We start from the raw sequence: 21,735 nt of genomic DNA on the forward strand, positions 1-21,735 counted from the left end.
CTATTTACTCCGTTTTTCTTGGCGTTTTTTGATGGTTTTTTTAGCCCATTGATACGAATCGGTAAAAACTTCACTTTCCATTGTAAAGCCTAAACTATAATAAGGGCCGTTGTAATTGGTTGGGAGGTTTTGTTGGTAAAGTGCATATCTGTACCCTCCCTGTGTGCTAAAGCCTACCCAACGAGTTGCTTTCCATTTGAGATAAAAACCTACTTGGGCGGGCATAAAAAAATCATTTCTTCGCCAAATCATCAAATCATTGAGAAGTTTGTTCCCTGAGCTTTGGGTAGCCCCAATACCCACTTCAACAGGCAAACTAAATCGCCAACGTTTATTTTCGATTACTTTTGGGACATACATTAAACTGAAAAAATACAAGTCAGTTTTTGTGTAATAGCCCAAATTTATCAATCGAGAGGCATTTTTTCGCAAATCAATGAGCCTTAGAAATGAGTTAAAGGTAAGCCAATAGTACCCAAAAGTAAGTTCATGGCGCTTCTTTCCAAATTTTATCCCCGTATTTACGCCCCAAATATTGACAAATTTTTTGTCAATAAACGAACTTCTAGCGTCCCAGTTGAGGGTGTACATGAGGTTGGGGCCGCGCCTCATGCTGTCTTGGCTACTGGAAAATATTTCTTTGAGGAATTTGAGCGATTTAGGGGTATGGGTAGAATCACTGGTTTCGACGGAGGTAGAGTCAACGTCGGCTGCCCACATTCGAGTAGAAATGGTAAAAGTGGTTAAAGTTAGATAGAGGAGGTGTTTACGAAACATGCTGTACTTCACGCTAAAACAATTATTTTCAATAACGTTTTTCTCAGAAGGTTTAGTTTTATTTTTTGTCAAATGGAACAATTTTTACTGTACGTTTGTACTACATTTGTCAAGCCTCCCTATAAAGAGGCTTTCAATTATCGGTTTAACCATATAAAACCGATAGTCTATAAGTGAAAATATTCGTTCCACAAAAACTCTTATTTATTATGTCACTTAGATTAGGCGATGTTGCCCCAGATTTTCAAGCGGATACTACGCAAGGCCCTATCAGTTTCCACGAATGGTTAGGTGATTCTTGGGGATTGTTATTTTCTCACCCTGCCGATTTTACACCAGTTTGTACTACTGAATTGGGAAAAACGGCGTTATTGAAAGGCGAATTTGCAAAAAGAAACGTAAAAGTTATAGCGGTGAGCGTGGATGATTTGGATTCTCACGCGCGTTGGGTTCCGGATATAAACGAAGTAAATGGTACGGAAGTGAATTTCCCAATTATTGCGGACGAAAACCGTAACGTGGCTACTTTGTATGACATGATTCACCCAAATGCGAGTGAAAAAGCAACCGTTCGCTCAGTGTTTGTAATTGGCCCAGATAAGAAAATTAAACTTACCTTGACTTATCCAGCTTCAACAGGTCGTAACTTCAACGAGCTTATTCGCGTTATTGATTCGCTTCAACTAACGGCTTATAATCAAGTAGCTACGCCAGCAGACTGGAAACCAGGAGAAGATGTGATTGTGGTACCTGCTGTTTCGACGGAAGATGCCCAGAAAAAATACAGCGATTTACGAATCGTAAAACCTTATTTGCGTTACACCGCGCAACCTAATAAGTAAAAAGGATATTTGGTCAGACGATAGTCAGACCGAATATCCTTTTTTTACCTTTGGGTCTGACTATCGTCTGACCCTCTTTGACCTTTTTGCTCGGTCAGACGATAGTCAGACCGAGCAAAAAACAAGTGATGGCCTAGTAACGGTACAATTCTGATTTGAATGGACCCTCTACCGTAACACCGATGTAAGCAGCTTGCTCTTCATCAAGGGTTTCAAGCTTCACCCCAATGTGTGACAAGTGCAATTTTGCTACTTTTTCGTCGAGGTGCTTAGGCAAGATATAAACTTGTTTTTCGTATTTGCCTGGGTTGGTGTATAACTCAATTTGTGCCAATGTTTGGTTACAGAATGAGTTTGACATTACAAAAGATGGGTGCCCCATTGCACAACCCAAGTTTACTAAACGACCTTCTGCCAAGACGATGATTTCTTTGCCATCTACAGTATAAAGATCAACCTGTGGTTTGATTTGCTCTTTTGTTGCGCCGTAGTTTTCGTTCAACCAAGCCATATCGATTTCGTTATCGAAGTGCCCGATGTTACAAACTACTGCTTTGTCTTTCATTGATTTGAAATGGCGGCCTTTGATGATGTTGATGTTACCTGTCGCCGTTACAAAGATGTTAGCACGCGTCGCAGCTTCATCCATTGTAACTACTTCAAAGCCATCCATCGCTGCTTGCAATGCGCAGATTGGGTCGATTTCGGTAACCAAAACGCGGCAACCAGCACCACGAAGGGATTCTGCCGAGCCTTTACCTACGTCACCGTAACCTGCTACAACTGCCACTTTACCAGCCAACATCAAGTCAGTAGCACGACGGATAGCGTCCACCAATGACTCTTTGCAACCGTATTTGTTATCAAATTTCGATTTAGTAACCGAATCGTTTACGTTGATAGCTGGAAGGTGCAATGTGCCGTTTTTCATACGCTCGTACAAACGGTGTACACCTGTTGTTGTTTCTTCCGACAAACCACCGATTCCTGCAATCAACTCAGGATAGTTGTCAAACACCATGTTTGTCAAGTCACCGCCGTCGTCAAGAATCATATTCAATGGCTGACGCTCTTCTCCGAAGAAAAGTGTTTGTTCGATACACCAATCAAATTCTTCCGCTGTCATACCTTTCCAAGCATAAACCGAGATACCTGCGGCAGCAATAGCAGCAGCGGCGTGATCTTGCGTTGAGAAGATATTACATGATGACCAAGTGACTTCTGCACCCAATTCAACCAACGTTTCAATCAAAACGGCAGTTTGAATAGTCATGTGCAAGCAACCTGCGATACGAGAGCCTTTCAATGGCTTCGTATTGCCATATTCTGCGCGAAGTGCCATTAAACCAGGCATTTCGGCTTCAGCCAAACGAATTTCCTTGCGGCCCCAATCGGCCAATGTGATGTCTTTAACTTTGTACGGTACGTACGTTCCTGTTGCTACTGACATTTTATGTTAATATTAAATGTGATTGCTTATTCGCTAAGTGTTTATCAAAACAAATGCAAAATTAGTAGGTATTAGCTGGAGAATGGTTGTTTAAACAATTGAAAATGTGCCTCTATCCAAAAAAAAGATATTTTATAAGGTAAGAATAGTGAAAAACGTTACATTGTTAGATATAAACGGTGCTATAAATTATTTTGACAGATAAAATGTCTAGTCAAGATTTTTGACAAAACACACGATTCTTGCCGCTTCGGTAAAACCTGCTTTTTCATGGAAGAGAATACTAAGTTGATTTTCCATTTCAACATCGGAACAGAGTTGTCTAAACCCTTGTTGGACAGCCCATTGTTCGGCACGTGTAATAAGCATTTGCCCCAGACCTTTCTGTCGGTAATCGCTATCTATGTAAAGCCCTTCTATATAGGCAACGGGTAGCTCGTCGGCACCTTCTACGTAATCATTACGAATGCTAAGTTCGATAAAACCAATGGGTTGCCCTTCTTTGTATGCCAAGAAACATGTACCCTCACCTAATTCTAAAACTTCTTGATAATGACTTAGCATTTCATCCAATGAAGTATCAGGCCAAAGTTGTACTGCGAGGGAAGCAACTACTTGGATATTAGATGGCTGAAGGGGTAAGATGAAAAGCATGAGGGTGTATTTATTTTCCGAGCTCTTGAATTTTCCATATTGATTTGGCAGCTCTTGCAAGGTCTCTTTGTCGAGCTGCTAACTTGTCTTCATTCCAAGTTTCATACGAGTCTGGTAAATTTTTGGTTAGCTGACAATTTGATTGTAGAAACCACTTACTTTTTTCAACATAAGGCAAAATTCCAATCTCTCTATTTAACTTTTTCTCTAACAATGTCAGGTTTCCAATTCTGTAAACCGATCTATTGATTGCATCAAAAGAAAAATCACCCCATCTTTCGTCGGCACTTTCAGGAAGAATATGCTCAACAGTGTAGATGTCGCTTTCAAAATCTATATCATTGCGATATTTATACACTTCTATTTTGCTTAAAATGTATTTTACAATTTTATGATTACGAGTCGTATTTTTAAATTCTTTGGTTGAAAAATCATTCTCAAAATTATAATCAATAACGTAAATTGATTCAAAGTCTTTAACGTCAAATTGTTTGGTTTTTGATAATTTAACAGCAACCGAATTGTAAACTTCTTCCTGAACGTTAGGATTTAACCCACCAATGATATTGTAGCGAAAAGAAATGATAGAACAAATTTTAACTAACCTCTCAAAGGTTTCACTAGTTGAGTTTTGAAGTGCAGATAAGAATAAAGAATTTGTTTGTTTAATTTGAAATAATCTAAGCTCTTTAAGAGATTTTTTTACTTCTGGTTTATTCCTCCAAAAATCATCTTCTGGATTTTGAATAGCTAGATAATAATCTGCTGTATCATTTAGACTTCTAATGAGTTCAAACACTTGTTCTTTTGAGCTAATGTTTTGTTTTATAGTTTTAAATAAATTTTTCTTCCCCACTGATTTGTTTTTACTATTCCAGTAATATCTAAGGTAATCTTCAAACTTCTGTTCACCTAATTTACCAACTATCTTACCCCAAATGTTTTCTAGTTCGTCCATTTCCGAAATATGAGGTTTTGTCTCATCAACGACGGAAAATAGATGGTTTTTGAGTAAATCAGAAGAAGAAAGCTGTACACCCCTGGCATTTAATGTTTCAAATACTTTGAATGCGTTTAATTGGTCAGACACCTCAATGACAGTAAAAAAGAGCTTATCGACGATATCATCAATAAAACGCGCTAGTTGCTCTCCACTTTTAAATCTTTTTCTAATTTTCTCATAATACCAATTAAAACACTCTCTCATGTGTTTTTCTGAGGTATTTGTATTACGTAATGGCAGCTCTTTTAGTAAAACAAGATGTTGTTTGTAATAATCATCACTGTTTTTATTCAATTTTAATTTGTTGTTTGATATAAGTGTAACAGGGTCAATATATCCGATATAACTGTTTAATAGACTATCTTTTCGTTTTGTATTATTGCTAGCGTCTATTCCACCATCAATTAAATCTTTTAGCGATTTTAATGTGGCCAAAATAATGAGACTCATTGTTGTTAACCTTTGTTGGCCATCAATAATTTTGAACTCTTTATTGTTAGAGGTTTGAAGAACCAAATACCCCATGTAGTGTTCATTTTCTTCATCGGAAAGAAGGGTTTCAATATCTTGCCACAGATCGTCCCAATGCTCTGTATCCCAAGTATAATCACGTTGAAATTTAGGGATTTCATAACGCAAGCCATTGCCCATAATCTGACGATATGTTTTGTTTGAAGTGCCTTGAATCCCTTTCATAGAATTTAAAAAAGTATTTGATTTTTCTTGAAATTCTTAAAGATAAAAACTTCTACATTTTCAACAAAAAATGCGCAATTAAAAAATAGGTGCCGATGCCAACGAGGTCGTTGGCGGTAGTGATGAATGGTCCTGAGGCAACTGCGGGGTTAATGCCAAAACGGTCGAGAATTAGTGGAGTGATTGTACCCATAAAGGAAGCCAATAATACCACGGCCATCAGGGAAAGACTTACTACCCACACCAATTGGGTTTCACTAAAAACAAGTACGTATAACCCCGCTAAAAGCCCAATAATGAGGCCGTTGAGGGAGGCAATGACAATAATTTTAAGTAAACGTTCTTTCCAACTTATTTCTAATCCCGACTTGTCGGCCAAGGCTTGCACAATCAACGAAGCCGTTTGGATTCCGACATTTCCCCCCGTCGAACCCATGATGGGGATAAACATGGCAAGGGCTGCTATTTTGCTGAGTTCGCCTTCAAAAACCCGAATCACAGTAGCGGCCATTAAGCTTCCAATCACGCCCACAATCAACCAAGGCAGACGCCCCTTCACTTGTTGCCAAAGGTTATCGTCTTCTTCTACTTCTCCCGTGATACCCGAAATTGCTTGAATGTCTTCTTCGGCTTTTTCGATAATAACGTCCAGTACGTCGTCAATGGTGATGCGCCCAAGCAGACGTTTTTGGACGTTTACGACTGGAATGGCCTCTAAATCGTACCGTTGCATGATTTCGGATACTTCCTCAACGGGGCGGTAGGTTTCGACGTAGTGAATGTCTTCGTCGTAGATGTTGCCGATTTTGGTGTTTTTTCGGGCTAACACCAAGTTTTTGAGCGAAATAAGCCCTAGCAGGGTCTGATTGTCGTCAACAACATAGACAGCATACACTTTTTCAACGTCTTCGGCTTGTTTACGAATCTCTTCAATACACTCATTGACCGTCCAATTGACGTTGGCTTTGACCAATTCTTTTTGCATCAACCCCCCAGCCACATCTTCGTCGTAGGGGAGGAGGTCGATGATAAAACGGGCTTGTTCACGGTCTTCTAGCAGCCCAATGACCTCTTCCCGAACCTGAATGGGCTGCTCTTGGAGCAAATCCACGGCATCATCCGAATCAAAAACTTCGATGTAACGTGCAATTTCGGCAGACGAAAAATTTGTCAGAAAACGTTTGCGGTCTTCGGGTTCTATTTCTGCCAAAATTTCGGCACCTATTTCCGTATTGAGCAAGCTAAAAAGGTAATGGGCGGGTTCGGTCTCCAGCTCATACAACAACATGGTGATGTCGGCAGGGTACAACTCATCCATTTCTGCCCGAAGCAAGGCATCGTCTCGTCCAGTGATGGCCGTTTCAATTTTTTCGAGAAACTCTTTGGTTAATTCAAACGTCATACCTTCAATACGTCTTTATCGGCTATTCGCCGCTGGCAGGTTGATTTTCTACAAGCTGGGTTAACAAAACAAAATCAGCCACGCTAAGTTGCTCGGCGCGTTTGTCAAGAAGCGGGTGATTAAAAGTGATACCGAGCGGTTTGAGCGCATTCCGAAGCGTTTTACGTCGTTGATTAAAACCCGCCTTCACTACTTGGGTAAACTGCTTTTCGTCACAATCAAGTTTGTCAACTTGGTTGCGCTTGAGTCGAACCACGCCTGATTGTACTTTTGGAGGCGGATCAAACGCTTCGGGCGGAACGGTAAAGGAATATTCGATGTCATAAAAGGCTTGAAGCAAAACGCTCAAAATGCCGTAGTCCTTTTTCCCTGGAGGCGCTGCGATTCGGAGCGCTACTTCTTTTTGAAACATCCCAATGATTTCTGGAATGAGGTCGCGGTAATCAAGGGCCTTAAAAAGAATTTGGGAAGAAATATTGTAAGGATAATTGCCAATCAAGGCAAATCGCCCAGTCCCAGTGGAAGTACCATTTTGAATAGACTGGTACCATTCGTTGAGGTTCATTCGGAGAAAATCGCCCCCGATGATTTTACCTTCGAGTTTGGGAAAATTTACTTTTAGATAGGCGACTGATTCACGGTCTATCTCAACCACATAGGTGTTGTACTGTTCCTTGGGTAAAATAAACTGCGTCAATACCCCCATTCCTGGGCCGATTTCGAGCACAGTGTCGTATCCTCCGTGTCCAGAGAGAAGGTCAGCGATGCGGTAGGAAGCGTCCAAATCGCGTAAAAAGTGCTGTCCTAAGTGTTTTTTTGCTTTAACTTTCATGCCTTGGAGGCTTTTGTGGGGCTATGTTTGGGCAATTGCGGCACGAAAGTACAAAATAACCCTTTGGGGAGGGCTATCGAGGAGTAGGAAATGTTAGAGCAGTAGCCGTGCAGTCTAGTTGGAAGCAACCAGACCGCACGTTTCAAGTGGGAAGTTATTCAAAACCCAACTTTGTTTTAGAAGTTTGGACTTCGGGGCACGACATAAAAAGTTTCCACAATAATCCTGTACGGTGGTTTTCAATCATGCAAATAATGGGGCCTTGGTCGATGGCCAAAAATGAATTGGCCCACCAAAGGTTAGTAAGATTGAAAGCGTCAACAAAACCATAGTCTTTCCAAATTTTATCGCCCAATTTGTAGTAGAAAAACCGCAATGCCCGCATCGACTCTTGTGGCGTGTAAGGCATAGCCGAAATCGCCGCAGTGGGGCTGATGACCCCCAAATCTTCGGTGGGAGAGTGGGCCGCGTAACCGTTGTTGGTGTCGCTGGCCGTAAGTCCCCAACAATCAGCACTGTAGCCCGAATAATTTTTAGGATTGGCCAGACAGTACTTGTAATTGATTTGGGTATGTGCCAAGTTTTGTTGCCAATAATCGGCGTATTGGTCTTTTAATCCTTTGGGGTTGAGGCCCAAAAACGAATAATGAGAGAAGAACAACGGCCCGCCTAAGTCAAATCCGAGGGGCAATGTTACGCCATAAAACTGCTTGCCATTTTTTATTTTACCATTCTCAGCCCAGCCATTGGTATATACATCTTTGTTGATACTGTGGGTAGGAGAGCCAGCGGCTAAGAAGTAGGTAATCAAACATTCGTTCCAACCGTGAATTTGGTGATTCATGCGCCATTCGTAGTTGGGCGACCAATGCCAGTACAATACTTTTTCGCCGTTTTTGGTGTGCCAATCCCATTCAACAGCATTACAAATCTCGTTGATGGTTTGGCGAAGCGCGGTTTCTTCGGTTGTTTTTTTGTCAAAATACTGGCGAGCAGTCATTAATCCTTGGATGAGATAAGCGGTTTCAACCAAGTCGCCGCCGTTGTCGTAGGTACTAAACGGAACGGTGGCGCCCGTTGTGCCGTTCAACCAATGAGGAAAAACGCCGTGGTGGGTTTTGGTTTTATTTTTTAGAAAATCAGTCATTTTAGCCAAACGCTCAATCGCTTGTTGACGAGTGATAAAACCGCGCTCAACTGCCACCACCATGGCCATGATGCCAAAGCCTGTTCCGCCTGAGGTGCAAACATCGCCTGAGGTGTTTCGTTCGCGGGCAAGCCCAGAGACAGGGTGACCAAACTCCCAGAAATAGCGAAATGTCTGCTTTTGTACCAAGGTCAACAGCTCATCGTCGCTAATACGTGGGAATTTATCGGCGGTATCGAGGGCCGTGGTTAGTCCAAAATTAATGTTGGTATTCAGAGGGGTAGTTTTACGGGACTCCAGCTCTGGTCCTACCAAAATATTATACTGCGTAATGCTTTTCAAAGGCTGTTGGGGAACAATCCGAACCGCGCTGTCGGCCTTAAAAAAAGTGTAATTGAGGGGGATTTTGGCCGATGACTGGCGTTCCACCAACGAAATCGCCGCGGGGGCGGAGGTCGTATTGAGTGGTGCCGAAAAACTTATTTCAATTTTGGGCAAAAGGTTGGTATTGTTGGCATAAAACCCACCAGATTGTTGGTCGTTGACGGTCACCAACGTATAGTAAAATTGCTCAGGGGTAGCAATGTTTTGGGTTTTGCAGGAAAAAAAACTCGTTGAAACAATAAGCGCAGATACGCTGGCAAAGTAAAGGAGTGGTTTTAGGGTAACCATAATGAATGTGATTTTGGGATGCGCCAATGACTTTAGTGCCTAAAGAAAGAGCACCCCTCGGAGGAGATGGTGCTCTTGTATCGTAAAAAGTAGGGTAAAAAAGTAAAAGCTAAGAACTAGCGACCAGCAGTCTCAAGCTGATAAAGTGAGCTAATGTCACCTTCTGAAAGGGCTTTGTTCCAAACCCGAATTTCGTCAATCATTCCTGTCAAAGGTACTTGCCAAGCGTCAGGTGTTCCTGAGATGTTGGTGCCCCATGCGCCAATGATTGGCTTGGTTGGGGTGGTGAAGTTAAGCGTCCCTGTTGTCCCTCTCAATTCCCACTCTGGGTTTGAAACCTTAACACCGTTTGCGTAAATTTTGAAGTTAGAGGTTGCGCCATCCCATGTCATAACTATGTGCGTCCATGTACCGCCAAATTTTGCGGCCTGAACACCTCCTTTGGTAGGTTCGTTGCGCGAGTCTTGCCAAGAGTCATTACCATTTACTTTAGTAACGACCAGTCCTTTCAATACCAAAGTATCAGAAGCTGCTTTTCTCCAACCTGTTTCGGCCATCAAGTTGACGTTACCTGCCCATTCGTTGGGGCGGGTAAGTGTAAAAAATACCGATGGATTTGTACCGTTGTTTTTCACGTTAGCCCAAAGGCTGATGGTCGCATTGGGAAGGCTGTTTAATGAAGCGATGGCGTCGTATGCCAAATATCCCGCGGCAAAGTTAGCCGCTTGCCCTTTGATACCTGTCGAATAAGACACGTTTTGAGACTTGGTCGGAGCGCTTCCTGATTTGGCCTCTTTAGGGTCGCCATTAAGGCCCCAATACGCTACTAAGTTTGAGCTTGCTACTTCGTCGGCGCTGTTGTAACCACCGATGGGAGGTAAAGCTTCTTCTTTGCTGCAAGATGTCAACATACTTCCTGTGATGATGGCACTTGCCAATGCTCCTAAAAGGATTTTGCTAGTTTTCATGTGATTTTTAGATGTGTTAAAAAAAAGTTGAAACAATGATTATAAAAGATTGAAAGTAAGATGCTTGATGCGTTTTTGGGTGCTTAGTAACCGCTGTTTTGGATTAATTTCCCGCCACTTAGTGCGATTTGAAGTGCAGGAATTGGCAATAACTCATGCGTGCCTTTGACGAACTTTTTGCCCGTTTTTTGCAAAGTTTCAGCCGCACGGCCTTGGCGAACTAGGTCAAAAAAACGGTCGTGTTCCATGGCCAATTCTACGTGGCGTTCTTGCCAAATGGCTTCGCGGAGTGCCGTTTGTGCGGTAGAGGTAGCAGCTTTTAGCCCTGCTCTTTGGCGAACTCGATTCAGCGGAGTAAGTGCTTCGCCGCTTTTGCCTAGTTCGTTGGCTGCTTCGGCGTGGATAAGTAAAACCTCGGCAAAACGCAGCAAGTGAACATTTTTTTGCTTGCGGTCGCGGTTCCCCAGCCAGCTTTCTACGTTTTTGTTTTCGCTGTGGTACGCTTTGTAGTTGTATCTGAGGTTTTCAACGGAGTCGGCACTTGGGACACGGAAGCCATCAAATAAAACGGTGCCTTTGTACGTCCCGCTGTTGTCAATAAAAATGATGGTTGCATTTTTTCTCAAATCACCTGCTTCGTACGAATTTGCCAAAGTCGTGGTGGGGTTACAAAAGCCCCAACCTAAGTCAGTCCAGCCGCCTTTTCCACCTACCCGTGGCCCTTGAAACATTGAATAGTTGCTGATTCCAAAATCTGAATTATTGAATTGACCCGTTTGAACTTCCAAAATAGCTTCTCTGCTGTTGTCTCCCACTTGTCGCCAGATGGTCGAATAGTCCGCCAGTAAGTCATATTGTCCCGAATTGATTACTTCTTTGGATAAATCATACGCCTTTTGCCACTCTTTTCGGTACATATAGACTTTTGCCAAAAGGGCTTGCGCTGTTCCTTTTGAGATACGTCCAGCTTGGGTCTGACTGCGAAGAGGAAGGATGTTGACACCATTTTGCAAATCGTCGATAATCACTTGATAAATCTCTTCCGCAGATGCTCGGGTTTGGAAAACGGGATCATTGTTTGCGTCGGCGGCGTCTTTAGGCACCCGAAGAATTTTGGGTACTCCTCCGAACCAACGCACGAGGTTAAAATAATAATAGCCTCTAATAAAGCGCACTTCGGCGCTTAAACGGGCTTTGGTGGCCTCGTCGAGGGTAGAATTACTGATGGCAACGAGCGATTGGTTCACTTTGGCGATTCCGTTGTAATAACCACTCCAGAGCGCCTGAACAAACAAATTGGTTGGGGTGTGGGTAAATTCATCCAAAACGCCTACAGTTCCAGCTTGGTCGCTGGCAGTGCTGCCTTTGTCGGCGTCGTCAGAGAGGATATTGGTCGCCGAAACAAAAGCGATTCCGTGTACATCGCCTTCGGCGCCAAATGCTTCTCCTAACATCAGGCTGTTATATACCCCAACGACGAGGTTTTGGGCAAAATTTGGATCTGTATCAGCCGTAGGTTTACCTTGTAATGGAACATCTAAGAAGCTGCTGTTGCAAGCTGTAAGGCTCAATAGCAAACTCAATATACCTACCGAAATGTTATGCTTTTTCATGTCTTTTCTTGTTTGGAATACCACTGATTTAGAAACTTACATTGATACCTACTGCCAACGTTTTTGTGGTTGGATAGGCATTTAGCTCAATCCCCGATCGGGTGGGATCTCCTGGGAGTTCGGGGGTAAAACCAGAGTATTTTTTTAAAGTGAAGATATTTTGGGCAGTAATAAACACCCTTGCCGTGCCGATGTGGGCTTTTTGAAGGGTCGCAGCTGGGAGCGAATAACTCAGCGTAACGTTGTTGAGACGAATAAAATTTCCTGACTCAATAAAGTAAGTGGATGCAGGAAGGTTGCCCGCATTGGCGGCAGGCTCGGTTTGAATGCCACTACCACGGGTCCAGCGGCCGTAAGCCATTGAACGCTCAACGTTGTCGAGTAATGCTTGGCGGAAGGCTTTTTTACCGTTGTAAACCACATTCCCAAGGTTTCCAATGGCATCGGCGCTGAAATCAAAATTTTTGTAGGTGAAGCCAAGGTTGATTCCAAAAAATACCTTGGGTTGATACGATCCCGCAAACACGCGGTCAGCGTCGTCGATTCGTCCGTCGTCGTTGGTATCTTGGTACTTAAAGTCACCTGCCGAAGCACCTGGCTGAATCACTTGCCCTTTAGAGTTTTTATAGGCAGCTATTTCATCATCAGTTTGGAAAACACCTAGTACTTGAAGCACGTAAAAACTTCCAACGGGTTGACCGTTGTCGGTTCTGGTCGTGTATTGTTGGGCGGCTCCAATACCTCCGTCAATAATTGGTTGCCCGCCGTTGAGGCCAATCACACTATTTTTGTTGAAAGTGGCATTGGCACCGATGCGGTACGAAATGGTAGAACTGATTTTGTCTCTCCAGTTGAGCATTGCTTCTAAACCTGTGTTGCGAATCGAAGCAGCATTGGTCAAAACGACGCCGTCTTTATCGCCCGTAACCGACGGAACTTTGACGTTGATGAGTAGGTTGCGAGATTTTTTATCATAAAAACCAAATTCTCCCTGCAAACGCCCATTCATAGCGCTAAATTCTACGCCTAAATCCATTTCTTCGGTGGTTTCCCACTTCAAATTTGGGTCTTTGATTTGGGTAATGGCCGAGCCTAACGTGGCTGTTCCCCCGCCAAAAGCGTAGGCAAGGTTCGGCTCAACGGTCACAAGATAGCCATCCGAATCAATGCGATCGTTGCCTACACGCCCCCAGCTTGCTCGAAGTTTGAGGGTTTCAAACAAGTGTTGACCTTTCATAAATGATTCTTCTGAAAGAACCCAGCCAAGGCCCACCGAGGGGAAATATCCCCAACGGTTTTGAATGGGAAAACGAGAACTGCCATCGGCACGTAAGGTGGCTGTTAATAGGTATTTGTCTTTAAAATTGTAATTAGCACGGCTAATGTAAGAGTTGCGCGACCATTTATCACCATCGCCTGAGTTGGTGGAGGTGTTTGCATTTCCCGTGTTGATATACCAAAGGTTGGAAGCCGCAGGGACGTCTCTTCTCTGCGCACTGAAGGTACTCATTGAATAGGCTTCGGCTGTAGTACCAACCATTAGCCCAAAGGTGTGGTCGTTCCATTGTTTATTAAACGACACCGTATTGTCCCAAACCCAACGGAATAGGGTGGTTTGGCGGCTAGTTAGGTTGCTGTTCGGATTTCGTTGATTTCCACCAGGTTGAATAAAGGTCGTGCCGTCGTTGTTGAATTGATAGTTGTAAACACGCTGGTTAGCGAAAATCAAATCGCCTCCTATGCTGCTGCGAAATGTCAGAAAAGTAAGGGGTTTAAACTCGACATATCCCGCACCTTGCAAACGGTTGTTGAGGGTTAAATCATCGTTGTTTTTGATGTCTAAAACGGCATTTCCTACGTTTTGATAGAGCGAGGTATTGCCATACAAACCATTTTCAACGGCAGGAATAATAGGAGCAGCCCGATAAGCATTATTATAAGCCGCTCCTAAGTTGACATTCTGATCTCGACTGTTGGCGTACGAGGTCATTAAACCGATTTTTAGTTTGGGATGAAGTGTAAAGTCGTTGTTGAGGCGGGCAGTAAAACGCTTAAAAATGTTGTTAATCACAATCCCCTCGTCGGTCAAATACCCCAAGCTCAAATAATGGGTTGCTTTTTCGGAACCACCCGAAATCGACAGGTTATGATTTTGCATCAGGGCCGTTCGCAAAATTTGCCCATACCAGTCGGTTGAGACATTTCCTGCCTGAATTGGCCGCCCGCTGGCGGCGCTCAAATAGTTGGCATATTCGTTTGCATTGGCCATTTTGACCAAGTTTGCTGCTTGACGAGCCCCAATTTGATTGTTATAATTGACCGATAATTTACCCGATGCGCCTTTTTTAGTGGTAATAATGACCACCCCGTTGGCACCACGTGAGCCGTAAATAGCGGTGGAAGAGGCATCTTTCAAAATATCGACATTGGTGATGTCGGCTGTATTTATGTTACTTATATCGTCGGTCAAAACCCCATCAACGACAAAAAGCGTAGCGGTTCCTGCCAAAGCCGTTCCCGTTCCACGGATGCGGATGTTGGGAGAGCTGCCTGGGCGGCCACTACTGATGATTTGAACCCCCGCTACTTTTCCTTGAATGGCTTGGGTAGGTGTCATCACAGGCTGCTTGGCGAGGTCTTCACCTTTGATACTCGAGGTAGCTCCCGTAATATCGACTTTGCGTTGGGTGCCATAACCAACCACGACCACTTGCGCAAGCTCGTTGGCGGCTTCCGATAGGCTGATGTTGAGTGTTGCTTGTCCAGTATAAGCAACTTCCTTGGTTTCGTATCCTACGCTCGAAATTACCAACGTGGCAGAAGGGGCAACGGCCAACGAAAATTGACCGTTCATGTCGGTGGTTGCGCCTTGGTTGGTTCCTTTGATGGCTATCGATACGCCTGGGATTCCTTCTTTGGTTTTTTCGTCGGAAACCTTACCCGTAAGTTTGTTTTGGGCCAATGTTACAAATCCTACGAACAGCAAAAAAAGCGTATTCGTAAGTGTTTTCATCGTCAGCTGTTGTAATGTCATTATCATAGTTTAGTATAGGCTAGAAAAATCATTTATTGTAATAAAATAAGATATAATGGTGTAATACGAAGGCAAAGGTAAGGCTCTTTGTAAATCGAATCCTAATTATGGGATACATCAATACCACATCATATCTTAGAAATTTTCAAATAAATGCGTATTTTGCCACATCATTGTCAATTTTTTGATGAGAATCACCCTCTTTTTTATGAGTAAAAGGTTTTTGTGTAGTATGTGCTGGCTTGGGCTTTGGGGATGCTTTTTTTTGACTGAAACAGCACTTGCCCAAACGCTAGAATCGCTCTGTTTGCCTGCGCTGTATAACCATAGCCACCTGACTTATAAGGCCGATAGACAAAACTGGAAGATTACCCAAAGCCCCGTGACACAGTTTATGTACTTTGCCAACTCAAAGGGACTTTTGGAATTTGACGGTGCGCGATGGCGGGTATATGAGCTGCCAAATAAGCAAATTGTACGCTCGGTTTGGGCAGATTCGGACGGGCTAATTTATACAGGAGCCCTCGGCGAATTTGGTTATTGGAAAGAAAACGCAAAAGGTGTTTTGCAGTATCATTCCTTGAAGAAATTGGTACGTGACCAAGCGTTTCAAAACGAAGAAATTTGGCACATCTTAAAAACCCCTGCGGGCATTCTTTTCCAATCTTTTGCTTTTATGTACTTGTACCAAGGGGGAAAAGTAAAGAAACTCACAACTCCTGGCAATATCTTGTTTACGTTTCAGGCAGGTAAGGCTTTCTACCTTGAAGTCATCGACAAAGGCTTATTTGAATTAAAAGGGGAGCGCTTTCAAAAAATAGCGGCCAGTGAGTTTTTGGGAAAAGAAGCGATTTATACCGTCGCTACTACTACTATTCCTAACGAACTGCTGATTGGGACAAACAAGGGCCTGTATCGTTTTGATGGCAAACAATTTTCGGTGTTTAACCAAGAATTGCATGATTTTATCCGAACCAACCAGTTAAATGCAGCTATTCGACTTCGTAACGGCAATTATGTATTTGGAACCATCCGACAAGGCTTGGTTCTGACCAACCAGCGCGGGGAGATTTTGTACAAGATTAACCAAAAAAATGGCCTTCAGAACAACACGGTTCTTTCGCTTTTTGAGGACGAAAAGGGCAATGTGTGGGTTGGGTTAGACAATGGTATTTCGATGCTTGCGTTGAGTTCGCCCTTTAAATATTTTGAAGACCTAGAAGGTAAAATCGGTACCGTGTATGACATCATGACGTTTCAGAACACGCTTTATTTGGCCACAAATCACGGGGTTTTTGCCAAATCACTCACTTCCAAAGTCGAGTTTCAGCTCATTCGGGGGCTACAGGGACAAGCGTGGGATTTGGAAGTGTTTGACGATCAGCTTTTGTGCGGACACAACAACGGAACGTATCGGATTGAGGGAGATAAGGCCGTTCAGTTGTCTGACATTACGGGAGGGTGGCAACTAAGACGTGCGCTTCATAAACCGTCGATGCTGATTCAAAGTACTTACACCAAGCTATGTGTTTATGAAAAAGATGCGCAGGGAAAGTGGGTGTTCAAACATACGATGGAGGGTTTTTCAAATCCGACGGCGCAATGGGAGGAACTGCCCGACGGACGATTGATACTTAACACTAAGAATGCGGGTTTGGTGTTACTTCAACCTGCAAGTGATTACAAAACAGCAAAAAAGGTAATAAACTTGGGGCTGAGGGCAATCAACTTAATGAAACAGGACAAAATCTACGTTACGACAGAGAAAGGTGTGCGAGAGTTTGACCAAAAGCAATCAAAATTTATACCATCAGCTCGTTTTGAGGAAAGTAAAGCACAAAAACTCTTTGCCTTTTCGGATAAAAGTTGGTGGGAATTGACGGTTTCGGGGGGGCTGCACTTATTGAAAGAACCCAACCAATGGCAAGTGGTGCCGCTGCAAAACAATTTTTTGGTGGATGATTATGAGACCATTGTCTCGTATGATTCGGTTGCGAGAATTTTTGGGCGAGAAAACGGATTCGCTTTTTTAGCTTCCACCGACTTGTTGACCCAAAACAATGTCAGCCCGTTGATTCGAGGTTTGGAAGTAGAACAGTTTCCAGAACTAACGCAGTATTACTCCAAAAATGGCCGCTCGGGCGAAATAGCGCTGAAATACAACCAGAACAATCTTAGGTTTAAGTTTAGCTCCACCGATTTTGCCTCTAGTGTCAAATACAGTTATTGGCTAGAAAATGCGTCGAATGACTGGTCAGATTTTTCCGAAAATTCGGTGAAAGAATTTAATAATTTGATGCCAGGGAGTTATACACTGCACCTCAAAACGAACACAGGCTTGCAAGAAGCAACCCTGAATTTTAGTATTTTGCCACCTTGGTACTGGAATTTGTGGAGTAAATTGGTTTATTGTCTATTTTTCTGCTTGATTTGTTTTTTCTTGTACCAATGGCACAAAAGACGATTGGCGGCTGAAAATGAACGTTTGCAGCAGCAAAAAGCCCTTGAATTGAAAGAGCAAGAGGAGAAAAATCGGCAAGAAATTATTAGAATAAGGAATGAACAATTGGAGCAAGATTTGGTGAGAAAGTCGGAGGAATTGGCCAATTCTACCATGGAATTGATTAAGAAAAATGAGCTTTTTCAAGAAATTCAGGCCAAGGTAAGTGAGATGCAAATTCATTCTAAACCCAATGATTTTCAGCAACTTTCCAAATGGATTGAGACCCACATTTCAACTGGAAAAGATTGGCAGGTTTTTGAACAAAATTTCAACCAAGTACACGAACAGTTTTTTAAAAAATTGATGGAACACTATCCAGATTTGTCCAAAGGTGATTTGAAACTTGCGGCCTATTTGCGCATGAATCTTTCATCAAAAGAAATTTCTCAGTTGTTGAATATCACCTATCGAAGTGTTGAGCTTAAACGCTATCGACTGCGGAAAAAAATGAACCTGGGGCAAGACGAGAACCTTGCCGAATTTATGATGAGTTTTTAGGGCCTTTAATTATATTTTTTGTGGAAATCACCTTGAAAATCGAACCTAGCTCCTTTGTTGACCAACTTAATTTGTTTGGACTGACGGTTTTGCCAACGGGCAGTATTCGTTTTGCCAATGCCTACACCACCCGTATGCTGGGCTGGAGCGTGGAGGAGTTGCAACGCTTCAATTTTTTTGAAGATTTGCTTACCGCCGAACACCGTAACGCAATCCAAACGTTTATCAATGAATCCATTGAACGGGGACGGGTGGCAGAATTTCGAGAAATACCGCTAGTCTCAAAAAACAAAAATCTGCGAACGATTCAGCTTAACTCCTTGATTTTGAATAAAGATGAGGGAGGTCTTGTTGATTTTACTTTGATTGGGGAGGATGTGACAAACAAGCTTCGCGTCGCCAATGCCCTCGATAAATCGAATGCCCAGTTGCAGGACTTAGTGGATAATACCAGTGATTTGATTCAGTTGGTGTCGTTAGAAGGGAAGTTTTTGTTTGTCAACCGGGTGTGGCGCGAACGACTTGGCTACGATTTGGAGGATTTGACCACGCTTCAATTGAAAGATATTTTGTGGCCTGAAGCTGCCGATGCAACGCTTCAACTCTTGAAACGCATCCAAGAAGGTGAGCAAGTGCCTGATTTTGAGACTGTTTTTTGGGATAAACAACACAAGAAAATATACTTAACGGGCAGCGTAACTTGTCGATATGAAAATGGAAAACCGACTGCTTTTCGTTGTATTCTTCACGATGCTACCAGCCGAGTACGGGCCGAACGCTCCCAGAGTTTGTATTACAGCATCGCCAATTGGATGATTAAAACGCAAGACCTCGATGAGTTTTATGAACGTGTGCACGAGGAATTGGGGAAGGTAATTGATGCCAAAAATTTTTTTATTGCGCTCTACGACCCCACAAAGAGCTATATGTACTTTCCGTACTATGTCGATGAATACTTCAAAGGCAATGTACGTTTTACAAAACGAAAAATCGGTAATGGCCTAACTGAATATGCCATTCGCGCCAATAAATCACTGTTTTTATACGAAAAAGACATTGAAGAACTGGCTGAAAAGCAGGGGCTTTACATGTACGGAAAAATACCAAAAGTGCTGTTGTGCGTCCCGCTCCGCATTGGAGATCGGGTGACGGGCATCATTGGGGTAAAATCGTACACAAACTCCAACCAATACCGTCATCGTAACCTCGAAATGTTGGAATTTATTTCGGGGCAAGTTGCCTTAGCCATCGCGCGGAAGCAAAACGAAGCCGAACTCAACCGCCAAACGGCCCGATTGAACGCCATCTTTGACAGTAGTTCGTACTTAATTTGGTCGGTCAACAAAGCCTTGCAATTGACCTCATTCAATAAAAACTACGTGGCGTTTTTGCAGCAACACCTTAGGACAACGCCCGCGATTAATACCACAACCGAACGGTTGGGATGGCAGTTGATGACGATTGATAACCGTCGTTTGATGGAAGAGCGTTATCGTCAGGCATTTAGAGGGACGCCTCAAGGTTTTGAAATGAAAATTGAATCCAGAAACGGAGACATGGACATGTGGCTTGAGTTTAGTTTGAGTCCCATCCGTACCAACGGCAGCGCCATTGAAGAAGTATCGGGTATTGCACGCGACATTACCCCTAGAAAACTTGCCGAGCTTTCGATGCAGCAAAGCGAGGAGAAATTTAGGGGTATCTTCGTCAACCTGCAAGATATTTACGTGCGGGCCGACCGTTCGGGAAGAATTACCATGATTAGTCCGTCGGTGCTTAAACGCACTGGATATACCATTGAAGAAGCGCTTAATACCAAAGTTGCGGACTATTTTGTAAACAAAAAGGATGTTCATAAAGCCTTGGTTCGCTTGTCGCGGGATAAAAGCTTACGAAATTTTGAGGCCGAATTGCGAATAAAAGACGGTACCGCGCGCCAGTTTATGTTTAACATGCTTTTGTTAAATGACGAGGACGGTGCGCCAATTTTTGCTGCTTTGGCACGGGATATTACCGAACTTAAACGCAACCAAGCCGAATTGGTCAAGGCCAAAGAAGAAGCCGAACGGTCGTTGAAGGTCAAAGAAAGGTTCTTGGCCAACATGAGTCACGAGATTCGTACGCCGATGAACGGCGTGATTGGGATGTTGGATTTGTTGAACGGAACACAACTGGACGTGGAGCAGAAAGACTACGTCCAAACGATGCGACGTTCGTCGGAAACTTTATTGAATATTTTGAACGATATTTTGGATCTTTCAAAAATTGAAGCAGGAAAAATGGCGCTCAACGAAGCCCCTGTTTCGCTGGAAGAAATTTTTGAGAAATTAACGGCGCTTTTCTCCCAAGTTGCTAAAAATAAGAACAATACCCTTGTTTGTAAGTTTGACGAAGGGCTGCCTCAATACATCATTGCCGACCAAACGCGCCTGCTTCAAATTTTGTCAAACTTGACTTCCAACGCCCTCAAATTCACCGAAAATGGGGAGGTAAAAGTGGAGGTATCGCTGGTTTGGTCAAAAGGTAAGTTCCACAAAATCAAGGTCGAAGTGCGGGATTCTGGCATTGGAATCACGCCCGAAAACCTCAAATTGTTGTTCAATGCCTTTACACAAGTTGATAACTCGTCACGCAAAACCTTTGGAGGGACTGGGCTGGGTTTGGTGATTTCCAAGGAGTTAACTCGTTTGATGAAGGGCGAAATTGGGGTGGAGTCTGAGCTTGGCCATGGAAGTATGTTTTGGTTTACGTTTGAGACCAAAGAAACGGTTATCAGCCCGATTCAGCAACAAAAATCGTCGTCGGAAGAAATTAAACTTGAGAATTATTTTAACGAGTACCGCCCCACTATTTTGCTGGTTGATGACAATTTTGTGAACCGAAAGGTGGCCAGTGAAATTTTGAAGAAAGCAGGTTGCATTGTTGATACGGCAGATAGTGGTAAAAAGGCAATTGAACTCGTTGCCGCAACATTTTCACCCGAAAAACAGCATTATGATGTCATTTTTATGGACATCCAAATGCCAGACATGGATGGCATCGAAACCACCCAAAATTTGAGAAATCAGTTTGGTAAAACCTTACCCACAGTAGTGGCCATGACGGCCTATTCAATGAAAGAAGATCGGGAGCGTTTTTTGAGCCAAGGAATGGACGATTATGTGCCAAAACCTATTCGTGCTCAGGTACTTATTCAAAAAGTGAAAGAGATTATTGACGCAGGGAAATCCCTAAAAGATACGATTGCCCTTAGTCAGAAGCAAAAGGAAATAGCCCAAGAAATAAAGCTTCCAATTATTGATTTAGACATTGTGGCACAATTGCGTGATTTGGGAGGAATGGAGCTAATTAGTTCTATTTTTGAAGACTTTGTCATTGAGTCCACGGAATTGGTAAACGAAGCGGTGGCGGCTTTTGCTGAAAACGATATACCAGTTGTCAAAAGCAACATGCACACGCTCAAAGGAAGTGCTGGTACGATCGGGGTGTCGCGGGTGGCAGAAATTGCTAGAATAGGAGAAGGCAAACTTAAAACAAACGATACCAGTACATTGGCCGTGGATTTGGCCAATCTCGAACGAGAGTTTAACGTGTTTTTAAAAGAATATCAACAGATTTTAGAAGAATTTGCTCAAAGTTAGCAT

The 21,735-nt window shown here is 43.1% G+C and carries 13 protein-coding genes; 3 read left to right on the plus strand and 10 right to left on the minus strand.

The window, feature by feature from the left end; genetic code table 11:
• Complete coding sequence (locus DTQ70_RS07295) at nt 1-777, minus strand: hypothetical protein (RefSeq protein WP_206019649.1); 777 nt, start codon at nt 775-777, stop codon at nt 1-3.
• A 209-nt stretch (nt 778-986) separates the two neighbouring features.
• On the opposite strand from DTQ70_RS07295, the gene DTQ70_RS07300 reads away from it, so the two are divergent.
• Nucleotides 987-1,619 (plus strand): peroxiredoxin, encoded by a 633-nt coding sequence (locus DTQ70_RS07300; protein ID WP_122930200.1) that lies wholly within the window; start codon nt 987-989, stop codon nt 1,617-1,619.
• Between the two features lie 133 nt (nt 1,620-1,752).
• Here the strand turns inward: DTQ70_RS07300 and ahcY are convergent, their stop codons facing one another.
• From ahcY to DTQ70_RS07345, 9 genes are all read right to left on the minus strand, one after another.
• Complete coding sequence (gene ahcY / locus DTQ70_RS07305) at nt 1,753-3,069, minus strand: adenosylhomocysteinase (protein ID WP_122930201.1); 1,317 nt, start codon at nt 3,067-3,069, stop codon at nt 1,753-1,755.
• 210 nt (nt 3,070-3,279) lie between these two features.
• Nucleotides 3,280-3,723, minus strand: coding sequence for an aminoglycoside 6'-N-acetyltransferase (gene aac(6') / locus DTQ70_RS07310; protein ID WP_122930202.1), 444 nt, complete (start codon nt 3,721-3,723; stop codon nt 3,280-3,282).
• A 10-nt stretch (nt 3,724-3,733) separates the two neighbouring features.
• Nucleotides 3,734-5,422, minus strand: a complete 1,689-nt coding sequence (locus tag DTQ70_RS07315) for a DUF262 domain-containing protein (protein WP_122930203.1) — start codon at nt 5,420-5,422, stop codon at nt 3,734-3,736.
• Nucleotides 5,423-5,474: 52 nt separating this feature from the next.
• Nucleotides 5,475-6,824 carry a magnesium transporter gene (mgtE, locus tag DTQ70_RS07320; RefSeq protein WP_122930204.1) on the minus strand — a complete coding sequence of 450 codons (1,350 nt, stop codon included), beginning with the start codon at nt 6,822-6,824 and terminating at the stop codon, nt 5,475-5,477.
• A 22-nt stretch (nt 6,825-6,846) separates the two neighbouring features.
• Nucleotides 6,847-7,656 (minus strand): 16S rRNA (adenine(1518)-N(6)/adenine(1519)-N(6))-dimethyltransferase RsmA, encoded by an 810-nt coding sequence (gene rsmA, locus DTQ70_RS07325; protein ID WP_122930205.1) that lies wholly within the window; start codon nt 7,654-7,656, stop codon nt 6,847-6,849.
• A gap of 154 nt (nt 7,657-7,810) precedes the next feature.
• Nucleotides 7,811-9,475: a glucoamylase family protein gene (locus DTQ70_RS07330; protein WP_122930206.1), complete on the minus strand. Its 1,665-nt coding sequence runs from the start codon at nt 9,473-9,475 to the stop codon at nt 7,811-7,813.
• A gap of 116 nt (nt 9,476-9,591) precedes the next feature.
• Entirely contained in the window at nt 9,592-10,443 is an 852-nt protein-coding gene (locus tag DTQ70_RS07335) for a LamG domain-containing protein (protein WP_122930207.1), read from the minus strand.
• Between the two features lie 83 nt (nt 10,444-10,526).
• Complete coding sequence (locus DTQ70_RS07340; RefSeq protein ID WP_122930208.1) at nt 10,527-12,056, minus strand: RagB/SusD family nutrient uptake outer membrane protein; 1,530 nt, start codon at nt 12,054-12,056, stop codon at nt 10,527-10,529.
• Between the two features lie 28 nt (nt 12,057-12,084).
• Nucleotides 12,085-15,090 carry a TonB-dependent receptor gene (locus DTQ70_RS07345; RefSeq protein ID WP_206019650.1) on the minus strand — a complete coding sequence of 1,002 codons (3,006 nt, stop codon included), beginning with the start codon at nt 15,088-15,090 and terminating at the stop codon, nt 12,085-12,087.
• A gap of 208 nt (nt 15,091-15,298) precedes the next feature.
• Here DTQ70_RS07345 and DTQ70_RS07350 point away from each other — a divergent pair, with 208 nt between their 5' ends.
• On the plus strand, nt 15,299-18,091 hold the full coding sequence (locus DTQ70_RS07350) for a triple tyrosine motif-containing protein (protein WP_164489912.1): 2,793 nt from the start codon (nt 15,299-15,301) through the stop codon (nt 18,089-18,091).
• Nucleotides 18,092-18,111: 20 nt separating this feature from the next.
• A complete protein-coding gene (locus tag DTQ70_RS07355) occupies nt 18,112-21,732 on the plus strand; it encodes a PAS domain S-box protein (RefSeq protein WP_122930210.1) in 3,621 nt (1,206 codons plus the stop codon).
• Nucleotides 21,733-21,735: the final 3 nt, after the last annotated feature.

The organism is Runella sp. SP2, from assembly GCF_003711225.1.
Taxonomy (GTDB): domain Bacteria; phylum Bacteroidota; class Bacteroidia; order Cytophagales; family Spirosomataceae; genus Runella.